Source organism: Clostridium sp. ETTB3, from assembly GCF_053571985.1.
Genome location: NZ_CP199832.1, coordinates 2,590,780 through 2,609,147, shown reverse-complemented (window position 1 = coordinate 2,609,147; position 18,368 = coordinate 2,590,780). Strand labels below are relative to the sequence as shown.

General features: G+C 27.7%; 13 protein-coding genes, 1 pseudogene and 2 riboswitches. Of the genes and pseudogenes, 13 read left to right on the top strand and 1 reads right to left on the bottom strand.

The features are described from left to right. The first annotated feature begins 123 nt into the window (after nucleotides 1-123). The 5 genes from ACUN06_RS12460 (at nucleotide 124) to ACUN06_RS12440 (ending at nucleotide 4,920) form a co-directional block, all read left to right on the top strand. On the top strand, nucleotides 124-546 hold the full coding sequence (locus tag ACUN06_RS12460) for a GNAT family N-acetyltransferase (protein ID WP_331892334.1): 423 nt from the start codon (nucleotides 124-126) through the stop codon (nucleotides 544-546). Between the two features lie 225 nt (nucleotides 547-771). Continuing rightward, on the top strand, nucleotides 772-1,329 hold the full coding sequence (locus ACUN06_RS12455; protein ID WP_291731557.1) for a TetR/AcrR family transcriptional regulator C-terminal domain-containing protein: 558 nt from the start codon (nucleotides 772-774) through the stop codon (nucleotides 1,327-1,329). A 204-nt stretch (nucleotides 1,330-1,533) separates the two neighbouring features. After that, on the top strand, nucleotides 1,534-2,115 hold the full coding sequence (locus ACUN06_RS12450; RefSeq protein WP_291731559.1) for a manganese efflux pump MntP: 582 nt from the start codon (nucleotides 1,534-1,536) through the stop codon (nucleotides 2,113-2,115). Nucleotides 2,116-2,132: 17 nt separating this feature from the next. Further along, nucleotides 2,133-3,545, top strand: a complete 1,413-nt coding sequence (locus ACUN06_RS12445) for a radical SAM protein (RefSeq protein WP_449389905.1) — start codon at nucleotides 2,133-2,135, stop codon at nucleotides 3,543-3,545. A gap of 196 nt (nucleotides 3,546-3,741) precedes the next feature. After that, nucleotides 3,742-4,920 (top strand): SAM-dependent methyltransferase, encoded by a 1,179-nt coding sequence (locus ACUN06_RS12440; RefSeq protein WP_301953629.1) that lies wholly within the window; start codon nucleotides 3,742-3,744, stop codon nucleotides 4,918-4,920. A 76-nt stretch (nucleotides 4,921-4,996) separates the two neighbouring features. Here the strand turns inward: ACUN06_RS12440 and ACUN06_RS12435 are convergent, their stop codons facing one another. Beyond that, nucleotides 4,997-6,676 (bottom strand): PTS transporter subunit EIIC, encoded by a 1,680-nt coding sequence (locus ACUN06_RS12435; RefSeq protein WP_301953628.1) that lies wholly within the window; start codon nucleotides 6,674-6,676, stop codon nucleotides 4,997-4,999. 717 nt (nucleotides 6,677-7,393) lie between these two features. Between ACUN06_RS12435 and ACUN06_RS12430 the strand changes: the two are divergent. The 8 genes and pseudogenes from ACUN06_RS12430 to ACUN06_RS12395 form a co-directional block, all read left to right on the top strand. Further along, nucleotides 7,394-7,760: pseudogene (locus ACUN06_RS12430) on the top strand (DNA/RNA nuclease SfsA); the annotation flags it as partial. A gap of 158 nt (nucleotides 7,761-7,918) precedes the next feature. Beyond that, entirely contained in the window at nucleotides 7,919-8,593 is a 675-nt protein-coding gene (locus tag ACUN06_RS12425; RefSeq protein ID WP_291731568.1) for a beta/alpha barrel domain-containing protein, read from the top strand. 144 nt (nucleotides 8,594-8,737) lie between these two features. Then, nucleotides 8,738-8,904: riboswitch (Lysine riboswitch) on the top strand. A 213-nt stretch (nucleotides 8,905-9,117) separates the two neighbouring features. Beyond that, entirely contained in the window at nucleotides 9,118-10,410 is a 1,293-nt protein-coding gene (gene lysA / locus ACUN06_RS12420) for a diaminopimelate decarboxylase (protein ID WP_291731569.1), read from the top strand. A gap of 318 nt (nucleotides 10,411-10,728) precedes the next feature. Continuing rightward, the gene (locus ACUN06_RS12415; protein ID WP_291731570.1) at nucleotides 10,729-10,956 is read left to right on the top strand and encodes a DUF3006 domain-containing protein; all 228 of its coding nucleotides are present in this window, start codon (nucleotides 10,729-10,731) and stop codon (nucleotides 10,954-10,956) included. Further along, a complete protein-coding gene (gene lepB, locus ACUN06_RS12410) occupies nucleotides 10,953-11,474 on the top strand; it encodes a signal peptidase I (RefSeq protein ID WP_291731571.1) in 522 nt (173 codons plus the stop codon). The genes ACUN06_RS12415 and lepB overlap by 4 nt, the downstream gene beginning before the upstream one ends. A gap of 44 nt (nucleotides 11,475-11,518) precedes the next feature. Beyond that, the gene (gene ftsH, locus ACUN06_RS12405; RefSeq protein ID WP_291731573.1) at nucleotides 11,519-13,582 is read left to right on the top strand and encodes an ATP-dependent zinc metalloprotease FtsH; all 2,064 of its coding nucleotides are present in this window, start codon (nucleotides 11,519-11,521) and stop codon (nucleotides 13,580-13,582) included. Nucleotides 13,583-13,848: 266 nt separating this feature from the next. Continuing rightward, nucleotides 13,849-15,951, top strand: a complete 2,103-nt coding sequence (locus ACUN06_RS12400; protein ID WP_449390283.1) for a HelD family protein — start codon at nucleotides 13,849-13,851, stop codon at nucleotides 15,949-15,951. Between the two features lie 331 nt (nucleotides 15,952-16,282). Next, a riboswitch (Lysine riboswitch) is annotated at nucleotides 16,283-16,453 on the top strand. Nucleotides 16,454-16,726: 273 nt separating this feature from the next. Beyond that, nucleotides 16,727-18,169, top strand: a complete 1,443-nt coding sequence (locus ACUN06_RS12395; protein WP_449389904.1) for a YfcC family protein — start codon at nucleotides 16,727-16,729, stop codon at nucleotides 18,167-18,169. The last annotated feature ends 199 nt before the right edge of the window (nucleotides 18,170-18,368 follow it).

Below are 18,368 nucleotides of genomic sequence, written 5' to 3'. Positions count from 1 at the left end.
ATAGGAGGAAAATTAAAATGAAAGCAATTATTTATACGTCAAATACCGGCAGTACAGCTCATTATGCAAAGTTGTTAGCAGAAAAAGTTAATTTGCCTGTATATAATATTAAATAGGTAAGTTATGAAAGTTTTAATTAACACATTAACAGCGAATTTGTTTCTTAAATTATATACATCAGTTGGTTGGATTGCACCTTGTAAAGAACAAGTAGAACGAGCATTAGAAAATACATTGGCATCATTTGTTGCATATGAAGATGATAAGCCTGTTGGAATGGTTAGGATTTTAGGGGATAATGGAATGTCATTTTATATAAAGGATTTTGCGGTGATACCTAAATATCAAGGAAAAGGTATTGGCAAGCTTCTTATTTCAGAAGTGCAGAATTATATATTGAGTAACATTGATAAAGATTGGTCAGTTAGTTTAGAGTTGATTAGTACAAAAGAAGGAGTAAAATTTTATAAAAAGAATGGATTTGAGGAAAGGCCATGTGAATGGGATGGGCCTGGTATGTTTAAGATGATTAAAATTACTGATTGAAGCATAGGTATGAAATTTGTTTATTTCATGTTTTATGTAATAGTTAAGTAGTTTATAGAAATTTTAAGTTGCTTTAAGATTTATTTTATATTATTAAATAATTATTTATATACTTTATTTGTTAAATCATTATCTAATATGGTATAATTTTTATTACATAAATACAATAAATGGAAAATTTGGTTTTGATCAATATATTTAATATAAAGTAATTGTAGGTGAAATATGAACAATAAAAAAGATGTGCATGTAGCATTGCAGGAAAGTTTTAAAAAGTTAATACTCAAGCATAACTTTGATAAGATAACAATTAAAATGATAACTGATGATGCTGGTCTTATTAGGCCAACATTTTACAACCATTATGCAGATAAATATGAGGTTTTAGAAGAAATTTTTTATAATGATATCTTTAAGGGAAGTAAAATGCTTATTGAGAATAAAATGCCATATGAAGCTATATATTATATGTTTTCAAGAATAGAAAGCAATAAGAAATTTTACTTACAAGCAATAAAAATAACAGGACAAAATTCTTTTGAAGAAATTATAAATAATAATTTAATAAAAATTTTTAAGAATTTGTTTAATCAATATGATATTAATAATAGTAAAGAAAAGTTTTCAGTAAATGATATTGCAGAATATTATTCCAGGGGATTAACTTTTATAATTAAAAGGTGGATTGAACAAGGAATAAAAATATCATCAAGAGAACTAGCAGATAAATATAAGATTTTAGTAACTAATTCATTAGATGATATAATACATGATTTAACTTAATAATAATTTAAATTATAAAAACTCTAGTATGTAAATTGAATATTAGAGTTTTTTTATTTCAAAATATACAATTTAATGAATTTGTATTTTTAAAATTACAGAAAAATAAAATTGTTTATTTATTAAAACAAAATAAATAAATTATATATTCTAAAATATGGAATATGGTATTAAAATAAAAAGCATGAGGAGGGAAGTGGATGAATGAGGTTATGGGAAATAATTATAGTTTCAGTAGGGTTATCATTAGATGCATTCACCATAGCAGTATGTAGGGGATCTACACAGGGAAAATTGAATAAGCTAACGGCTACATTGGTTGGAATCATATTTGGTTTAATTCAAACATTGATGTTAGCTGCTGGAATGATTATTGCAATATACCCTATGTTAAATATACAAAATGAAAAAATTATATCTATTAATCAATGGTTTTCAGCAATCATACTAATTTATTTAGGTATAAAATTTTTAAAAAACTCATTTAAAATTAATAAGTATGAAGAAAAACGGCAAGAGTTTTTTGGATATAAATACAGTATGGCATTAGCATTTGCAACAAGTATAGATGCCTTTATTTTAGGTATTGGATTTGGATTATTAAGAACAAATCTTATAACAAATATGATAGTTTTATTTATTGTTACAAGCATATTAGTTGCATATGGGTTATGGGTTGGATACTGTATGGGAAACAAATACAAAAAACAAATAGATATATGTGGAGGAATCATTCTTTTAACTATTGGCATAAAGATTATATGTAATTATTTTAATATTATATGAAGGGGAGAGATATTTAAATGTTAAGTCCAAAGTATAAGATTCAACAATTTGCATTAAAACAAGTTTTGGGGTATTTGAAGAAAGATCCTCAAAAAAATTTACCTAAGATAATGGAATGGGTAAGAAAATTTGATACAGAAAATATATATGTAGATCAATATGATATGATTGAAGAATACTTAAGAGACCCTAATAACAACTGGACTCAGTTAATGTGTAACATAATCAATAATGTACATCCAAAAATAGTTCAAACAGTATTTACAAACTTTTTATTAAATGCATCAATTAGGGGTTGGGCTGAAATACAAAAAAATAAAGAAAAGTATGGTCATGAAATACCATTTACAATATTAGTAGATCCAACAACAGCTTGTAATAAACATTGTATTGGATGTTGGGCTGCAGATTATAATAAGGCATTAAATTTAAGTTATGAACAATTAGACAAGTTATTTACAGAAGGAAAAGAGTTAGGAATATACTTTTATATAATGACTGGTGGGGAACCATTGGTAAGGAAAAAAGATATATTAAAGCTTTCTAAAAAACATAATGATTGTGTATTTATGTTCTTTACAAATGGTACTTTAATAGATCAACAGTTCTGTGATGATTTAATTGAAGTTGGTAATTTAGTACCAACAATTAGTGTTGAGGGATTTGGTGATGCTACAGATGGAAGAAGAGGAGAAGGTTCTTGGAATGATATAATGAGAGCTATGGAGCTTATGAAATCTAATAAAATACCATTTGGATTCTCAACTTGCTTTACAACAGCAAATTGTGATAGTGTTCTTTCAGAAAAATTTATTGATTTAATGATAGATAAGGGAGCTTATTTCTCTTGGTACTTTACATTTATGCCAATAGGATGTAAGACAGATACTTCATTAATGGCAAATCCAGATCAAAGAGAAAAGTTATATAGAACAATTAGAGCATGGCGTAACACTAAATCAATATTTAATATGGATTTTTGGCATGATGCAGAATATGTTGGAGGATGTGTTGCAGGTGGAAGAAGATATTGTCATATAAATGCAAATGGTGACGTAGAACCTTGTGTATTTTGTCATTATTCAAATGCAAATATAAAGGATGTTTCTTTAATTGAAGCTTTGGGTCAACCATTATTTATTGAATATCAAAAGAATCAACCATTTAATAAAAATCAATTTAGGCCATGTCCAATATTAGATAATGCTCCTAAGATAGCAGAGATGGTTAAGAATTCAGAAGCTAAGTCTACTGAGTTTATAGATCCTGAAAATGTAGATGACTTATGTAATAAAACTATAAATTATGGATTAACTTGGGCTAAGAGAGCAGAAACATTATGGGAAGAAAATATAGAAAATAAGAGAAAAGCCAAAGAAGAAAAGGAAAGAATAAAAAGGGAAAAAGAGGATTGTTTAATAAAAAATTAAATAGAATAAAATAAGCGGTAGGGAAAACTTACTGCTTATTTTATTGAATAAAAATTATAATAAATGGAATAATTTTAAATAAGGGGCTTATTATAGGCTATACTTTGCTGTTTATTAGTATAATCATAGCGCCATAAGAATTAAATAAGCAGCAAAGTTTAATTATTAAATAAAATAAAAGAATAGGAGTTTATTTATGGATTTAGAAAAGAACTTTTTAAAAACATTTTTAAATAAATTCAAGGGGGTTTGCTTTAATATAAGATTTTGGGATGGAGAAGATTTTAAGGTAGGAAATGAAGAAGTAAAATTTAATATTATTTTACATAAACCATTAAGAAAAAAGGATATGTTAACAAGTACCTCATTATCATTTGGAGAAGCTTATATGAGAGGAGATATAGAAATAGAAGGAGATTTATTTGTTGTATTTGATGAATTACTTAAATGTATTGATGAGTTTTCAACTAATTTTGGAGCATTAACAAAGATATTTGGAGGATCAACATCTAAGAAAAAGCAAAAAGAAGAAGTTTCATCACATTATGATATAGGAAATGATTTTTATAAGATATGGTTAGATGATACATTAAGCTATTCTTGTGCATATTTTAAAAATAATGATGATTCCTTATATGATGCTCAAATGAATAAAATTCATTATATTTTAAGGAAATTAAATTTATCTGAAGGATTATCATTACTTGATATTGGATGTGGATGGGGAGGGTTACTTATTGAAGCAGCAAAAATTTATAAAATAAGAGGATTAGGAATTACATTAAGTGAAGAACAATATAAGGCATTTAAAGAAAGAATAGAAAAAGAAAGTCTTCAAGAATACTTAGATGTAAAGCTAATGGATTATAGAGAATTAGAAAATAGTAAATTATCATTTGATAGAATAGTTAGCGTTGGTATGATAGAACATGTAGGAAGACCTAATTATGATTTATTTTTTAAAAATGTAAATGTTGTTTTAAAAGAAAGTGGATTATTTTTGCTTCATTATATTAGTGGGCTTAAAGAATCAGAAGGTGATGCATGGATTAAAAAATATATATTTCCAGGGGGAGTTATACCAAGTTTAAGAGAAATTATAAGTATTTCATCAGAATATAAATATCATATTTTAGATGTGGAAAGTTTAAGATTACATTATAAAAAGACCTTATTAATGTGGGCTAAAAATTTTGATAATAATATAGATAAAATTAAAGCTATGTTTGATGATAAATTTATAAGAATGTGGAGAATGTATTTATATTCATGTGCAGCTTCATTTAATAATGGAGTTATAGATTTACATCAGATATTATTTGTAAAAGGTGTTAATAATAATTTACCTATGACTAGGAGTTATATATATAAATAATATAAAAAAAGTGGCATAAGCCACTTTTTTTGTCCTAATATTTTAAAACACACTTAAATTATTGATTAATTTATTATTATTCACCAAGAATTTCGTTAATAGCATTTTTATAAGCATCAGCTTTTGCGCCAAATATTGCTTGAATTCCGTTTCCAACTTCGACAACACCAGCAGCTCCTAGAGATTTTAATTGATCCTTATCAACATTTGCCTTATCTTTAACTTCAACTCTTAATCTTGTAATACAAGCATCAACAGATACTATGTTTGCTTCTCCACCTAAAGCAGCTAATACTAAAGGAGCTTTTTCAGCTATTTCACCCTTAGTAGAAGTTTTTGTTGGAGCAGCTTCAGCAGCAGCACCTTTACCTTTTTGGTAATCAGCTTTTGTGAATAATTTAGTTTCTTCGTTATCCTCTTCTCTACCTGGAGTTTTTAAGTTTAACTTAGTAATTAAGAAGTAGAATACTACATAATATAATACTGCATATACAGCACCAACAGCTAAAACCCAATACCAGTTAGTTGGAACACCAGCACCAGCTGGAAGTAAACCAAATAATGCATAGTCAATTACACCACCAGAGAATGTCATACCTATGAATACATTTAATATATCCATTAAGAAGAATGCTAAACCTGCAAATACACAGTGTACAGCATATAAAGCTGGAGCAACGAATAAGAATGTAAATTCTAATGGTTCAGTTATACCAGTTAAGAATGATGTTAATGCAGCTGTAGCTAATAATGAACCAACAACTTGTTTCTTGTTTGGCTTAGCAGCTTTGTACATAGCAAATGCAGCACCAGGAAGACCAAACATCATGAATGGGAATTTACCAGCCATAAATCTAGTAGTCCCACTAATTACATCGCTCATAGTTGAAGCAGAAGCACCAACTAAGCTTGACATACTTGATAATTGAACGAAGTAAGCAGTATTTGCACCAGCAACAGTTTGAACAGCACCATTAACTAAAACATTACCTTCAACTAATGAACTATACCAGAATGGAGTATAGAATACGTGATGTAATCCAAATGGTATTAAAGCTCTTTCAATTAATCCGTAGAAGAATGTACCAATTGCACCAGCATTTTTAACTAAAGTAGATAATACACTAATACCATCTTGAACAACTGGCCATACAAATGCTAATATAGCACCAACAAATGCCATAGTAACAGCAGTAACTATAGGAACAAATCTTGATCCAGAGAAGAATCCTATAATAGCTGGTAATTGAATAGTATGGAATTTATTGTGTAATAAAGCTGTTATTAAACCAGTAATTATACCACCGAATACTGACATATTTAATGTAAATATACCAACATTAGTAGTAACATATGAACCGTAATTACCAACTGAATCAGGAGTAACAACTCCTAATTGAGTAACACCTAAAGATAAAAGTGTAGATATAACTTGGTTCATTACAAAGAATCCAAATACAGATGCTAAAGCAGCAGTACCTTTATCTTTTTTTGCTAAACCAACAGCAACACCAACAGCAAATAATATTGGTAAGTTACCAAATACGATATCTCCTACATTTTTCATAACTGTTAATACAGCAGTAACTGCAGGAATGTTAACAAAACTAATTAATCCTTTATAGATTGCAGGGGCATCTTGTAAAGTTGCGATACCTAAGAAAGCACCACCGATACCAAGTAATATACCTGCAATTGGAAGGGCAGCAATTGGAAGCATTATAGCTTTACCAATTCTTTGTAAAAATTGCATCATTGTGATTATTCCTCCTAGAATTTATATTTTAAATTAAATAAACATAATAGCATGAGCTTGATAGAATATTGTAATTAAACAATAAAAAAGGCTCAAATATCTATAAATTATACAATTATCCCTAAGTATCATTTTGGAATAAACAACAATTTATACATATTTAAGCCTTGCCTGCATTACCAGTAACACACTAATTATTAGATTACATTACATATAATAACATAATCTAAATTTAATGTAAAGCTTTTTTGAAAAATATAATAAGGAATTATTTAATAAGTGGATTTATAGCAATAAATATCTATTTTAATTATTATAAAAATAGATATTTAGTAAATTATAAGGAAAAGGTAAAATTTGAATTGAGATTTAAACAAAAGTTATCCACAGATTGTGGATAAAATCTAAAAAATGTTGAAAACTTTTTTATAGTATTGACACAATATATTAGGTTATTATAAAAATAAACAACTATATAGTGGGTAATGTAAAAAATATGAAAAGTTTGTAGAACAAATAATGCGAACTTACATTCTAAAAAATAAAGTTATCAACAATATCCACAGAATTGTGGATAAAAGTTGTGGATAACTTGATAATAAGTTAAATATTCAAATAAAAATACGGCAATATGTAATTAAAGTTTGTGGATAACTTTTATTAAAAGATATAGAAAAATGTAATATACAAAAATTCTAAAGGGGTGAGTTATATAAAATGAAATATAATAAAAATGTAAAAAAAGCAGAGTTTATAAATAGACCCAATAGATTTAATGCAGTAGTTAAATTAGAAGAAGAAGAAATAACAGCACATGTACCTAATACTGGAAGATGTGGAGAATTGCTTGTAGAGGGGTATACTGTATTTTTAAGAGAGGAAAATAATCCTACTAGGAAAACTCAATATGATTTAATTGCTGTTTATAAGGCAAATAAATTAATAAGTATGGATTCTCAAATACCTAATAAAGTTGTAGAAGAAGCTTTAAAAAATAAAGAAACTTGTTAAATATACAAATATTTTAAGAGAGAAGACCTTTGGAAAAAGTAGATTTGATTTTAAGATTTCTAACGATTTAGGAGCAAAAATGATGTGGATATTTTTGAATATAATTGTATAGTAACGGAAGATGGAATAGAAATAAATGAAGAAGTAGAAATAATATTAACTTAAAGTTCTTTAAATATTAAATTTAAATAGTATAATTATATCTATAAAATTAGTGTTAGGAGTGTTTAGATGGAGAATAAGAGACATAAAAATGTGCCTGAAATAAAAGGACTTTTAAGAAGTCATGTTGTAGAAGTGCCTTCATGTATTAGGGATTGTTCAGGGATAAAAATTTTTGGCAAAAGAATAAAATCTTTACTATTTACAACAGATGTTGCAATAATTAGAAATACAAATGCAGATGCAATAATTGCAGTATATCCATTTACTCCTCAGCCGTTAATAACATCAGCATTAGTAATGGCAGCAGATGTGCCAGTCTTTTGTGGAGTTGGGGGAGGAATAACTCAAGGAAAGAGGGTAGTTAATTTAGCATTAGATGCAGAATTTAAAGGGGCTATGGGAGTAGTTGTAAATGCACCTACTTCAAATGAAGTTGTTTCAAGAATTAGGGAAACTATAGATATACCATTAATAGTTACAGTAGTATCTATTAACGAAGACATAAGAAAAAGAATAGAATCTGGAGCAACAATATTAAATGTTTCAGGTGGAAAAGATACTCCAAATATAGTTAGAAAAATAAAAGAAGAATTTCCAAACTTCCCAGTAATAGCTACAGGTGGACCAAATGAAGAAACGATAAGAAAAACAATAGAGGCAGGTGCAAATGCTATAACTTATACACCACCAACAAATGGAGATACTATGAGTAGTTTGATGGATAAATATAGAAGTTTATAGAAAAATTATAATAAAAAATAAAATATGGTTGAATAATTTAAATAATATGGTATCATATTAATAACAATGTACATATCATATATAATAGATTTATTATTGATGAAAATATGTTATTTTAATTATTTAAATAAAATTTTATAAAAAACCTATGTTAGAGGTGCTATTTATAAATAGTAATAAATTGGAGCTGACGGGCTATGATAATTTATGAAAGGTATAGTAGCCGAAGGAATATTTTATGTAAAGGGGTATTTCTGGGTATGTATATAACATATGCATAACTGTCACGAAAGTGGAGTGCTAAAAAGGTGCAATTATTCAATCAAAAAAATTGAGTTTATTTTGTGAATAAAACTTGCATTTTAATAAGTAAACTACCCTTATAGGTTTTTATATGGGTAGTTTTTTATCGTTATTTTAAATAAAAGTTAATAATTTTTAGATTAAATATAATTTTTAAATAGTTTATGAATGAGGTTTATAATAAATGGCTTCTAATTAAATAGATTATTGGAGGTATAATAATGAAATTATTTGGGGCAATGAAAGTTAAAAACAATGAATTATTAGTAGGAGGTGTTAGTTGTAGTCATTTAGTTAGAGAATTTGGATCTCCATTATATGTAATGGATGAGAAGTTATTGATAAATACTTGTAAAGATTACTATGATAATTTTAAATGTAAGGAAGAAAATAATAAGGTAGCTTATGCTGGAAAGGCTTTTTTGACAAAGGCAATGTGTAAATTAGTAGAAGAACAGGGGCTTTATTTAGATGTAGTATCAGGGGGAGAGTTATTTACTGCTTATAAAGCTGGATTTCCTTTAAATAAAGTATATTTCCATGGAAATAATAAAAGCAGAGGGGAAATTGAATTAGGTGTTAAACTTGGTGTTGGAAGATTTGTTGTAGATAATTTAAGTGAAATGAAAATGTTAAATAAAGAATCAAAAAGATGTAATAAGATACAAGATATTTATTTAAGATTAACACCAGGAATAGAAGCTCATACTCATGAGTATATAAAGACAGGACAAATAGATTCTAAATTTGGATTTGCTCCAGTTGGAGAAACAATTATGGAGGCAGTAAAACATGCATTAGATTGTGAAAATTTAAATTTAAAGGGATTACACTGTCATATAGGCTCCCAAATTTTTGAAACAGAACCTTATGAAGATGCTGTTGAAATTATGATGAAGTTTATAAAAGAAATTAAAGAACAGACTGGATATACTATACACGAATTAGATTTAGGTGGTGGATTTGGTATACATTATACTGATGGGGATAATCCAAAATCAATAAAAGAGTATTGTAAAGTAATATTGAAAAAAGTTGATGAGGTATGTTCAAATTTAAATGTAGAAAAACCTATATTAACGATAGAACCAGGAAGATCAATAGTTGGAAATGCTGGAATTACACTTTATACAATTGGAGCAATTAAAAATATACAAGGTGTAAGGACTTACGTTTCTGTAGATGGAGGGATGACTGATAATATAAGACCTGCTTTATATGGAGCAAAATATGAAATGGCAATTGCAAATAAGATGAATGAAAAATTAGATACAAGAGTAGCTATAGCAGGAAAATGTTGTGAATCAGGAGATGTATTTATTGATGATATATGTATTCAAAATCCTGAAATAGGTGATATTCTTGCTGTATTTTCAACTGGTGCATATGGATTTTCAATGTCAAGTAATTATAATAAGAATCCTAAAGCTCCTGTAATATTTGTTAAGGATGGTATTGTAAGAGTTGTATCTAAAAGACAAAGTTATGAAGAACTTTTAGCTTTAGAAATTTAAAGAGTTTTCAACTTTGTATATTAATGAAAATAAAATTTTAAGAATTTATAAAGATTATATATAAGTAGCTATATCAAATTTAGGTATGGCTATTTTTTTATTACAATATTATAATAAATTAAAATATATATAAAATATATATAGCGTTAATAAAATTTTTTGTTGTAACAAAATTGACATAATAAATGTATATAATGAAGAGTAATACTATTAGTTATTATATAAATATGGTATACTTAATATAACTATCCAACATATGTAGATTTTAATTAATAATCTATATTATATATATAGGAAAAGAGGGTTAGTATAGTATATATGAAGGAACAAAAATTTATAATTGATAGGATAGAAGAAGATTATGTTATCTTAGAAGATGAGAATCATAATATAATTTCAAAAAATATAAATTCATTTTGTATTAAACCTAATGAAGGTGATGTAGTAATTATAAATGAAAATAATTTACCTAAAGTAAACATAGAAGCAACTAACAAGAGAAAAAAAGAAATAAGCATTTTAATGAAAGGTATGTGGGAAGAGTGAGAATAGAATTAAAAAAAACAAATTTCTTTACTGAATGGGTTGTACCAATATTAATAGCATTAGTATTAGCATTTTTAATTAATAAGTTTTTAATTTTTAAGGTTAAAATTCCATCTGAATCTATGGTTCCAACATTAAATGTTGGTGATAGATTATTTGTTACAAGAATTCATAATCCAGAAAAACTTAAGCGTGGAGATATAGTGGTGTTTCATTCAGATGAAAAAAATGAAGATATGATTAAAAGATTAATAGGATTACCAGGTGATAAGGTAGTTATCAAAGATGGGATTGTAACTGTAAATGGTGAAACACTAAAAGAAAATTACATAGGAACTGCAGATAATTATAGTGGAGAATTCGAAGTACCTGAAGGTAAGTATTTTTTCTTAGGAGATAATAGATACTGGTCATTAGATTCAAGGTATTGGGAAAATCCGTATATTGATGGTAGTAAAATAAAAGGAAAGGCTCAAATAAAAGTATATCCTTGGAGTGAATTTGGAAAAATAAAATAAGAGTTTTGAGAAAGATTTTAGGATTAGTAGGAGATTAAAAAAATATGAATAATAATGTAAATAATAGAAAAGATGGAGACAAGAAAAAGAATGGCAAATTCTTGTTAATATATGTTGTAGTAGCTTTCTTATTCTTATATTCATTTTCAACTGCAAAAGAAATGTTAACTACTAAAGAAATTTCATATAATGAATTTGTTAAAATGGTTGAAAATAAGGAAGTAAAGAAAGTTACAGTAGATGGAACAGCACTTGTAATCACACCACAAGATTCAAGTGAAATGAAAGGAAAAGTTTTATATACAGGAAATGCAGATAATCCTGATTTAATAAAGTTATTAATAGATAATAATGTAGAATATTATCCAGAAATAACCAAACAACAATCAGTGTTTATGGATTTTATAATAATAAATGTATTACCATTAGTTATAATGTTCTTTATAGTTAGATTTGTATTTAACAAAATGTCTAAGAAGATGGGTGGCGGCCCAATGGGAATGGGTGGCTTAGGAAAAAGTAATGCTAAAGTTTATGTAGAAAAAGATATTAAGGTAAGCTTTGAAGATGTAGCTGGTCAAGATGAAGCTAAAGAATCATTAACAGAAATAATAGATTTCCTTCATAATCCAAAGAGATATACTGAAATAGGTGCTAAATTACCTAAGGGAGCACTTTTAGTAGGGCCTCCAGGAACAGGTAAAACACTTATAGCAAAGGCGGTTGCTGGTGAGGCAAAGGTTCCATTCCTTTCAGTTTCAGGTTCAACTTTCATTGAGATGTTTGTTGGTATGGGAGCTGCTAAAGTAAGAGATTTATTTAAAGAAGCTGAAAAAGTGGCTCCTTGTATAATATTTATAGATGAAATTGACTCTATTGGTAAGAGCAGAGATAGTCAAATGCAAAGCAATGATGAAAGAGAGCAAACTTTAAATCAATTACTTACTGAAATGGATGGGTTTGATACATCAAAGGGAATAGTTATTTTAGGTGCAACAAATAGACCTGAAATACTAGATAAAGCACTTTTAAGGCCAGGTAGATTTGATAGAAGAGTTATTGTTGATAGACCAGATTTAAAAGGAAGAATTGCAATATTAAATGTTCATTCTAAGGATGTTAAAATGTCATCAAATGTTAACTTAGAATCAATTGCAAAAGGAACCCCAGGAGCTGTAGGAGCTGATCTTGCTAATATAGTAAATGAAGCAGCATTAAGAGCAGTTAGAAGTGGAAGAGAAGAAGTTATTCAAGAAGATTTAGAAGAAGCAGTTGAAGTTATAATTGCAGGTAAAGAAAAGAAAGATAGAATACTTTCTAAGAAAGAAAGAGAAGTTGTTGCTTTCCATGAGGTTGGGCATGCATTAGTTGCAGGGCTTTTAGAAGGGACAGATCCAGTTCATAAAATAACAATAGTTCCTAGAACAATGGGAGCATTAGGATATACTATGCAACTTCCAGAAGAGGAAAAATACCTTGTTTCTAAAGAAGAACTTATGAATCAAATAATGGTTATGTTAGGTGGTAGAGCTGCAGAAGAAGAAGTATTTAATCTTGTATCTACAGGTGCTTCTAATGATATTGAAAGAGCAACTCAAACAGCAAGAAATATGGTAACTATTTATGGTATGACTGATAATTTTGATATGATGGCATTAGAATCAGTTCAAAATAGATATTTAGATGGAAGAGCTGTTAGAAATTGTAGTGAGGAAACATCAACTTTAATAGATAAAGAGGTTTTAAGTATAATAAGGGAATGTCATCAAAAGGCAAGAGAAATATTAAGAGAAAATAGAGATTTATTAGATAAAATTTCTGAATACCTATTAGAAAAGGAAACTATTTTTGGAGATGAATTCTTTAAGTTTGTATATGAAAAATATCCAGAACTAAAGGAAAAAAGAGAAGAAGAAAAGAAAAGTAGAGAACTTGAAATAAATAAAAAATATACAGAAGCTTGTGCTGATACAGCAGAAGAGCTGCACGATAAGAAAGTAGCTCAAGAGGTTATAGAAGCTGTTGAGCAAGAAGAAGAAAATATAATTAAAGAAGCAGAAGAATCAAAGTCTGAAGTTTTATTAGATATGGATAAGGAAGATAAATAATAAAAATATTTATTATTTATGTTTTTAAATCAATAAATTAAAAAATATTTAATTATGATAATAAGGAGTTAAGCAGTAAAACAAGCTTAACTCCTTAAACATTGTTAGTAAGTGGCAAGTGGTAAGTGGCAAGTTGTGGATGGAATTCCTTAGGGAATTTCTTAAATTTATTTTATAAAATTCAGCTAAGGCTGAATTTATACCAAAGCTTTTCACTTTTCACTTGTCACTTGAAACTTACAACTAAAAAAATCGTGGAGGGGTTTATTTTGAATAATTTTGAGTTTTTACAAGAAGAGCAAAATTTAGAATATACTTTGAATTTATTAAGTCAGGAAATATTAAATTACATACAAAAAAGAAAAGATGTTTCAGATTACATATTAGAATATAGAAAGAAGTTTATTGAAGAGTATAGAGATGACGAAGATAAAGTAATGGAATATTTCGATCATGAGAGATATGTAAAAGAAGAAATGTATAGAACTATAGATAAAAAATTAGCTGAGTTTACAAAGTTAAAGGAATCACCTTACTTTGGAAAAGTTAATTTTGAGGATAATGGATATGCAGAACAAATATATGTTGGTAGATATGGATTAACTCCAGAAGGAAATTTTGATGCTGCCATAGTAGATTGGAGAGCACCGGTTGCATCATTATTTTATAAGGGAACATTAGGTGAAACTAGTTACAAGTCACCAGCTGGAGAAGTTCTAGTAGATATATTAGTAAGAAGACAAATAATGATTAAAAAAGGAAAATTAGAAGGGTTCTTCGATTCAGATATTGATGTTAAAGATGATATTCTTCAAATGATTTTATCATCAAATGCAGGAGAAAAGCTTAAGGATATAGTTATGACTATCCAAAAGGAGCAAGATGAAATTATAAGAGAAGAAAGAATGAAGGTTGTAGTAGTTAACGGTGTTGCAGGTTCTGGTAAGACTACAATTGCACTTCATAGAGTTGCTTATCTTTTATACAATTTCAGAGAGCAGTTAGGCGATAAGGTATTAATATTAGGACCTAATGATATATTCATTGATTATATAGGGGAGGTTCTTCCTACTTTAGGTGAAAGTAATGTTAATCAACAAACGTTTGCTCATTTTGTAATAAATGAAATTGGATTAAATGAACCAGTAATTGATTTTACAGCTTATTTAGAAGAAGTTTTAAAAGGCAATGAAGAAGTTATAAATGAAATTAAATATAAGGCTGGAGAAGGATTTATATCTGTATTAGATAAGAAATGTGAGGACTTAGAAAATAGTTATTTTAATGTTCAGGCAGCTAAATTCTTTGATGAAGAAGTAGTTTCAATAGAAGAAATTAATGACTTGTTTGAAAATTACTATAAGTATATGCCTTTATTTAGAAGAAGCAAAAAAATAAAGAGAATAATTACTGAAAAGCTTAAAGATAAAAGAGATGAATTAGTAAGAAATTTAAATGCTGAAGTTAAGGGAAAATTAGCTTCTTTAACAGAAGAACAATTAGTTATTGAACAAAATAATATAGAATTCCAAAGAAAAATAAGGATTAGAGAAATTGTTAGAGAACTAATGATTCAAAAGGAAAACTTAGCAAAGTGGATAGATAATGAAAGTATAGTAGATATTTATAAAGAATTTACTAATACTGAAAATTTATCATACTTAGATTTACCAGCAATACTTTATTTAATGATTAAGCTTGATGGTAAGAAATCTAGTAAAGAAATTAAGCATATAGTAATTGATGAAGCTCAAGATTATAGCATGCTTCAGTTCATTGTATTAAAGGAATTAACAGGATGTAAGAGTTATACTATAGTTGGAGATTCGAATCAAAGGCTTATAAAAGTAGAAGAAGAGCCAGCTATGCTTAAGCTTAAATCTTTATTTGGCGGATTTGTTAAGAATTATGCCTTAAATAAGAGTTATAGATCTACATTCCAAATTATGGAGTATGCAAGTAAGTTATTAGATGAAAATGCAATAGTACCATTTGTTAGAAAAGGTAAGTTTGATGTTGAAGAAGTGAAAGTTAAAGATGAAGATGATTTAATAGATACTATTTTAGAAACATTAGAAGATTATGATGATGAAAATTATGATAATATTGCAATTATAACTAAAGATAAAGAAGAACTTAAGAAAATATCACCTGAACTTAAAAAGTTTACTAAACTTTTAGCTTTTGATAGAGAAGATGTTATTTACAGAGGGGGAAAAGTTATAGTTCCTTCTTATTATGCTAAAGGACTTGAATTTGATGGTGTTATAATAGTTAATTTTGATGATAATACTGATGATTTAGTTAAATATATTATGGCAACAAGAGCACTTCATAGATTAAAAGTAGTAAATTATAGGATGGAGTAGAATATAGGAACGGAGATGTCGCATTAAGAATAAATACTATAATATATTGTGTATAAAAATTTTAGTGCGACAGCCCAAATATAAAGTATTAAATTATAATTATTATGGATAATTTTAAGTTTAAAAGAATCAAGGGTCATGATAGTGAGGTAGAAGAGCTTAATCGATAACTGAAAACTACAAAAAATAGCAGAATGTACAAAAAGATATTTTATTTAAATCCTTAATAAAAATATACTTTTTTATAAAAATATTTTAAAATTTATATTTATGCAAAAATAACTTTACAATATGCATAAAAAATTGTATATTATAAAGGACGAATAGATATGAAGTAGGTAGAGGTTGCGATATTTAATAGTATATTTGCGGAGGTAAGCACAAAGATGTAAATAGAAAGGAAATTTCGCCGAAATATATAGCTAATGCTTTGAGGTTATATTATTGGGGTTATATATAATATATATAACACTGTCACATTTTGTGAAGAGCTATCACTAATATGATTATATTTTTACAAATGATAAATTAAAATTAGTTTTTGTAGTGATATGGTCTTGAGTGATAAACTCAAGACTTTTTTATGTATAGGAAATTGTAAAGCTAGTTATATCAATGGATTTCAATATTTAAAGTTGTAAATTTTATACCACGAAGTTGACGTGGCGATAGCAACTTTGTTCTTAAAAAGTTATTTTTTATAAGTAAAATAATTTTTAATATATATCTCCTTCATCTATGATGTCGAAATAATGCTTAGGGGGAGTTTTTAGCTATGCAAAATGCAGTAAATAATGAAAAAAAGGGATTTTTAAAGAATTTTAGTAATGGAATAAAAGTCCCACATACATTAGTTATTATTTTTTCAATAATAATACTAATGGCAATAGCAACATACATAGTTCCTGGTGGTTCATATGATAGAGTAATAGCTGATGTAAATGGACAAAGTAAAACAGTAGTATTAAATGGTTCATTCCACTATGTTGAAAATGAAGCACAAGGATTGTTTTCAGTAATGCAAGCACCTATAAGTGGATTAGAACAATCAGCTGAAATTATAGCATTTTTATTTATAGTTGGTGGTGCATTTAGTTTAATAACGAGAACAAAAGCAATAGATTCAGCTATTGCAAGGGTTGTTAGTATTTTTAAGGGAAATGAATTATTAATAATTCCTATTATATTTACATTGTTTTCACTTGGTGGAGCAACTTTTGGTATGACAGAAGAAGCTATACCATTTATAACAATTTTAACACCATTAATGTTAGCACTTGGATTTGACAGTATATTAGCAGTAGGAATAAGTTATTTAGGATGTATCGTAGGGTTTGCAACAGCAATGCTAAATCCATTTACAGTAGGTATAGCACAATCAATAGCTGAAATTACCTTATTTTCAGGAGTAGTATATCGTAGTATTTTATGGGTTATAACTACAATAGTAGGGATTATTTTCTTAATGATTTATGCAAGAAGAATCAAAAAGAATCCACAACTTAGTCCAATGTATAAATTAGATGAAGAAAAACGCAAAAAATTAAATAAAAGTGAAAATGAAGAAATTAAGTTTACACTTTCACATAAAATTATTATTGCATCTATTGGTGTTTGTTTAGCAGTTATTATATGGGGAGTTTTAAGAAAAGGTTTCTGGATTCCAGAAATAGCAGCTGTATTTTTAATAACAGGAATATTTGCAGGAATAGTTGGTGGATTAAAAGCTGATGAAATGGCAGATGCATTTGTAGCAGGAGCTAAAGATATGATTGGAGCTGCTATGGTAATTGGATTTGCAAGAGCTATAGTTATAATTGCTGAAAATTCTCAAATAATAGATACAATATTATATGGTTTATCATCATTTATAGGTAAATTACCATCATTATTAGCTGCATGCGTAATGTTACCAGTTCAAATGTTCATAAACTTCTTTGTTATCTCAGGTTCAGGGCAAGCAGCATTAACTATGCCAATATTAGCACCACTTGGTGATTTACTTGATATATCAAGACAAACAACTGTTTTAATATTCCAATTAGGGGATGGATTTTCAAATGCTATTTTCCCAACATCAGGAGTTTTAATGGCATGTTTAGGTATGGCAGGAATACCATATTCAAAGTGGTTTAAATGGATTTTACCATTACAAATAATACTATTTGCACTTGCAATTATATTTATAACATGTGCAATGATGATTGGATGGGCTTAAGAGAGTTAGTAGTGGGGAGTTAGTAGTTTGGACTTAATGAAAAAATTCAGCTAACGCTGAATTTTAGAAAAATATATTTAAGGGGGATGTCGCATTAAGAATAAATACTACAATATATTGTGTATAAAATTTTTAGTGAGACAGCCCCAGCCACTAACTACTCACTATAAACTACAAACTAAAGAAGGGTTAGGTGTAG

Coding starts and splice junctions, on each gene's coding strand:
- ACUN06_RS12460 (WP_331892334.1), top strand. CDS start 124: ATGAAAGTTTTAATTAACACATTAACAGCGAATTTGTTTCTTAAATTA.
- ACUN06_RS12455 (WP_291731557.1), top strand. CDS start 772: ATGAACAATAAAAAAGATGTGCATGTAGCATTGCAGGAAAGTTTTAAA.
- ACUN06_RS12450 (WP_291731559.1), top strand. CDS start 1,534: ATGAGGTTATGGGAAATAATTATAGTTTCAGTAGGGTTATCATTAGAT.
- ACUN06_RS12445 (WP_449389905.1), top strand. CDS start 2,133: ATGTTAAGTCCAAAGTATAAGATTCAACAATTTGCATTAAAACAAGTT.
- ACUN06_RS12440 (WP_301953629.1), top strand. CDS start 3,742: ATGGATTTAGAAAAGAACTTTTTAAAAACATTTTTAAATAAATTCAAG.
- ACUN06_RS12435 (WP_301953628.1), bottom strand. CDS start 6,676: ATGATGCAATTTTTACAAAGAATTGGTAAAGCTATAATGCTTCCAATT.
- ACUN06_RS12425 (WP_291731568.1), top strand. CDS start 7,919: ATGGAGAATAAGAGACATAAAAATGTGCCTGAAATAAAAGGACTTTTA.
- lysA (WP_291731569.1), top strand. CDS start 9,118: ATGAAATTATTTGGGGCAATGAAAGTTAAAAACAATGAATTATTAGTA.
- ACUN06_RS12415 (WP_291731570.1), top strand. CDS start 10,729: ATGAAGGAACAAAAATTTATAATTGATAGGATAGAAGAAGATTATGTT.
- ftsH (WP_291731573.1), top strand. CDS start 11,519: ATGAATAATAATGTAAATAATAGAAAAGATGGAGACAAGAAAAAGAAT.
- ACUN06_RS12395 (WP_449389904.1), top strand. CDS start 16,727: ATGCAAAATGCAGTAAATAATGAAAAAAAGGGATTTTTAAAGAATTTT.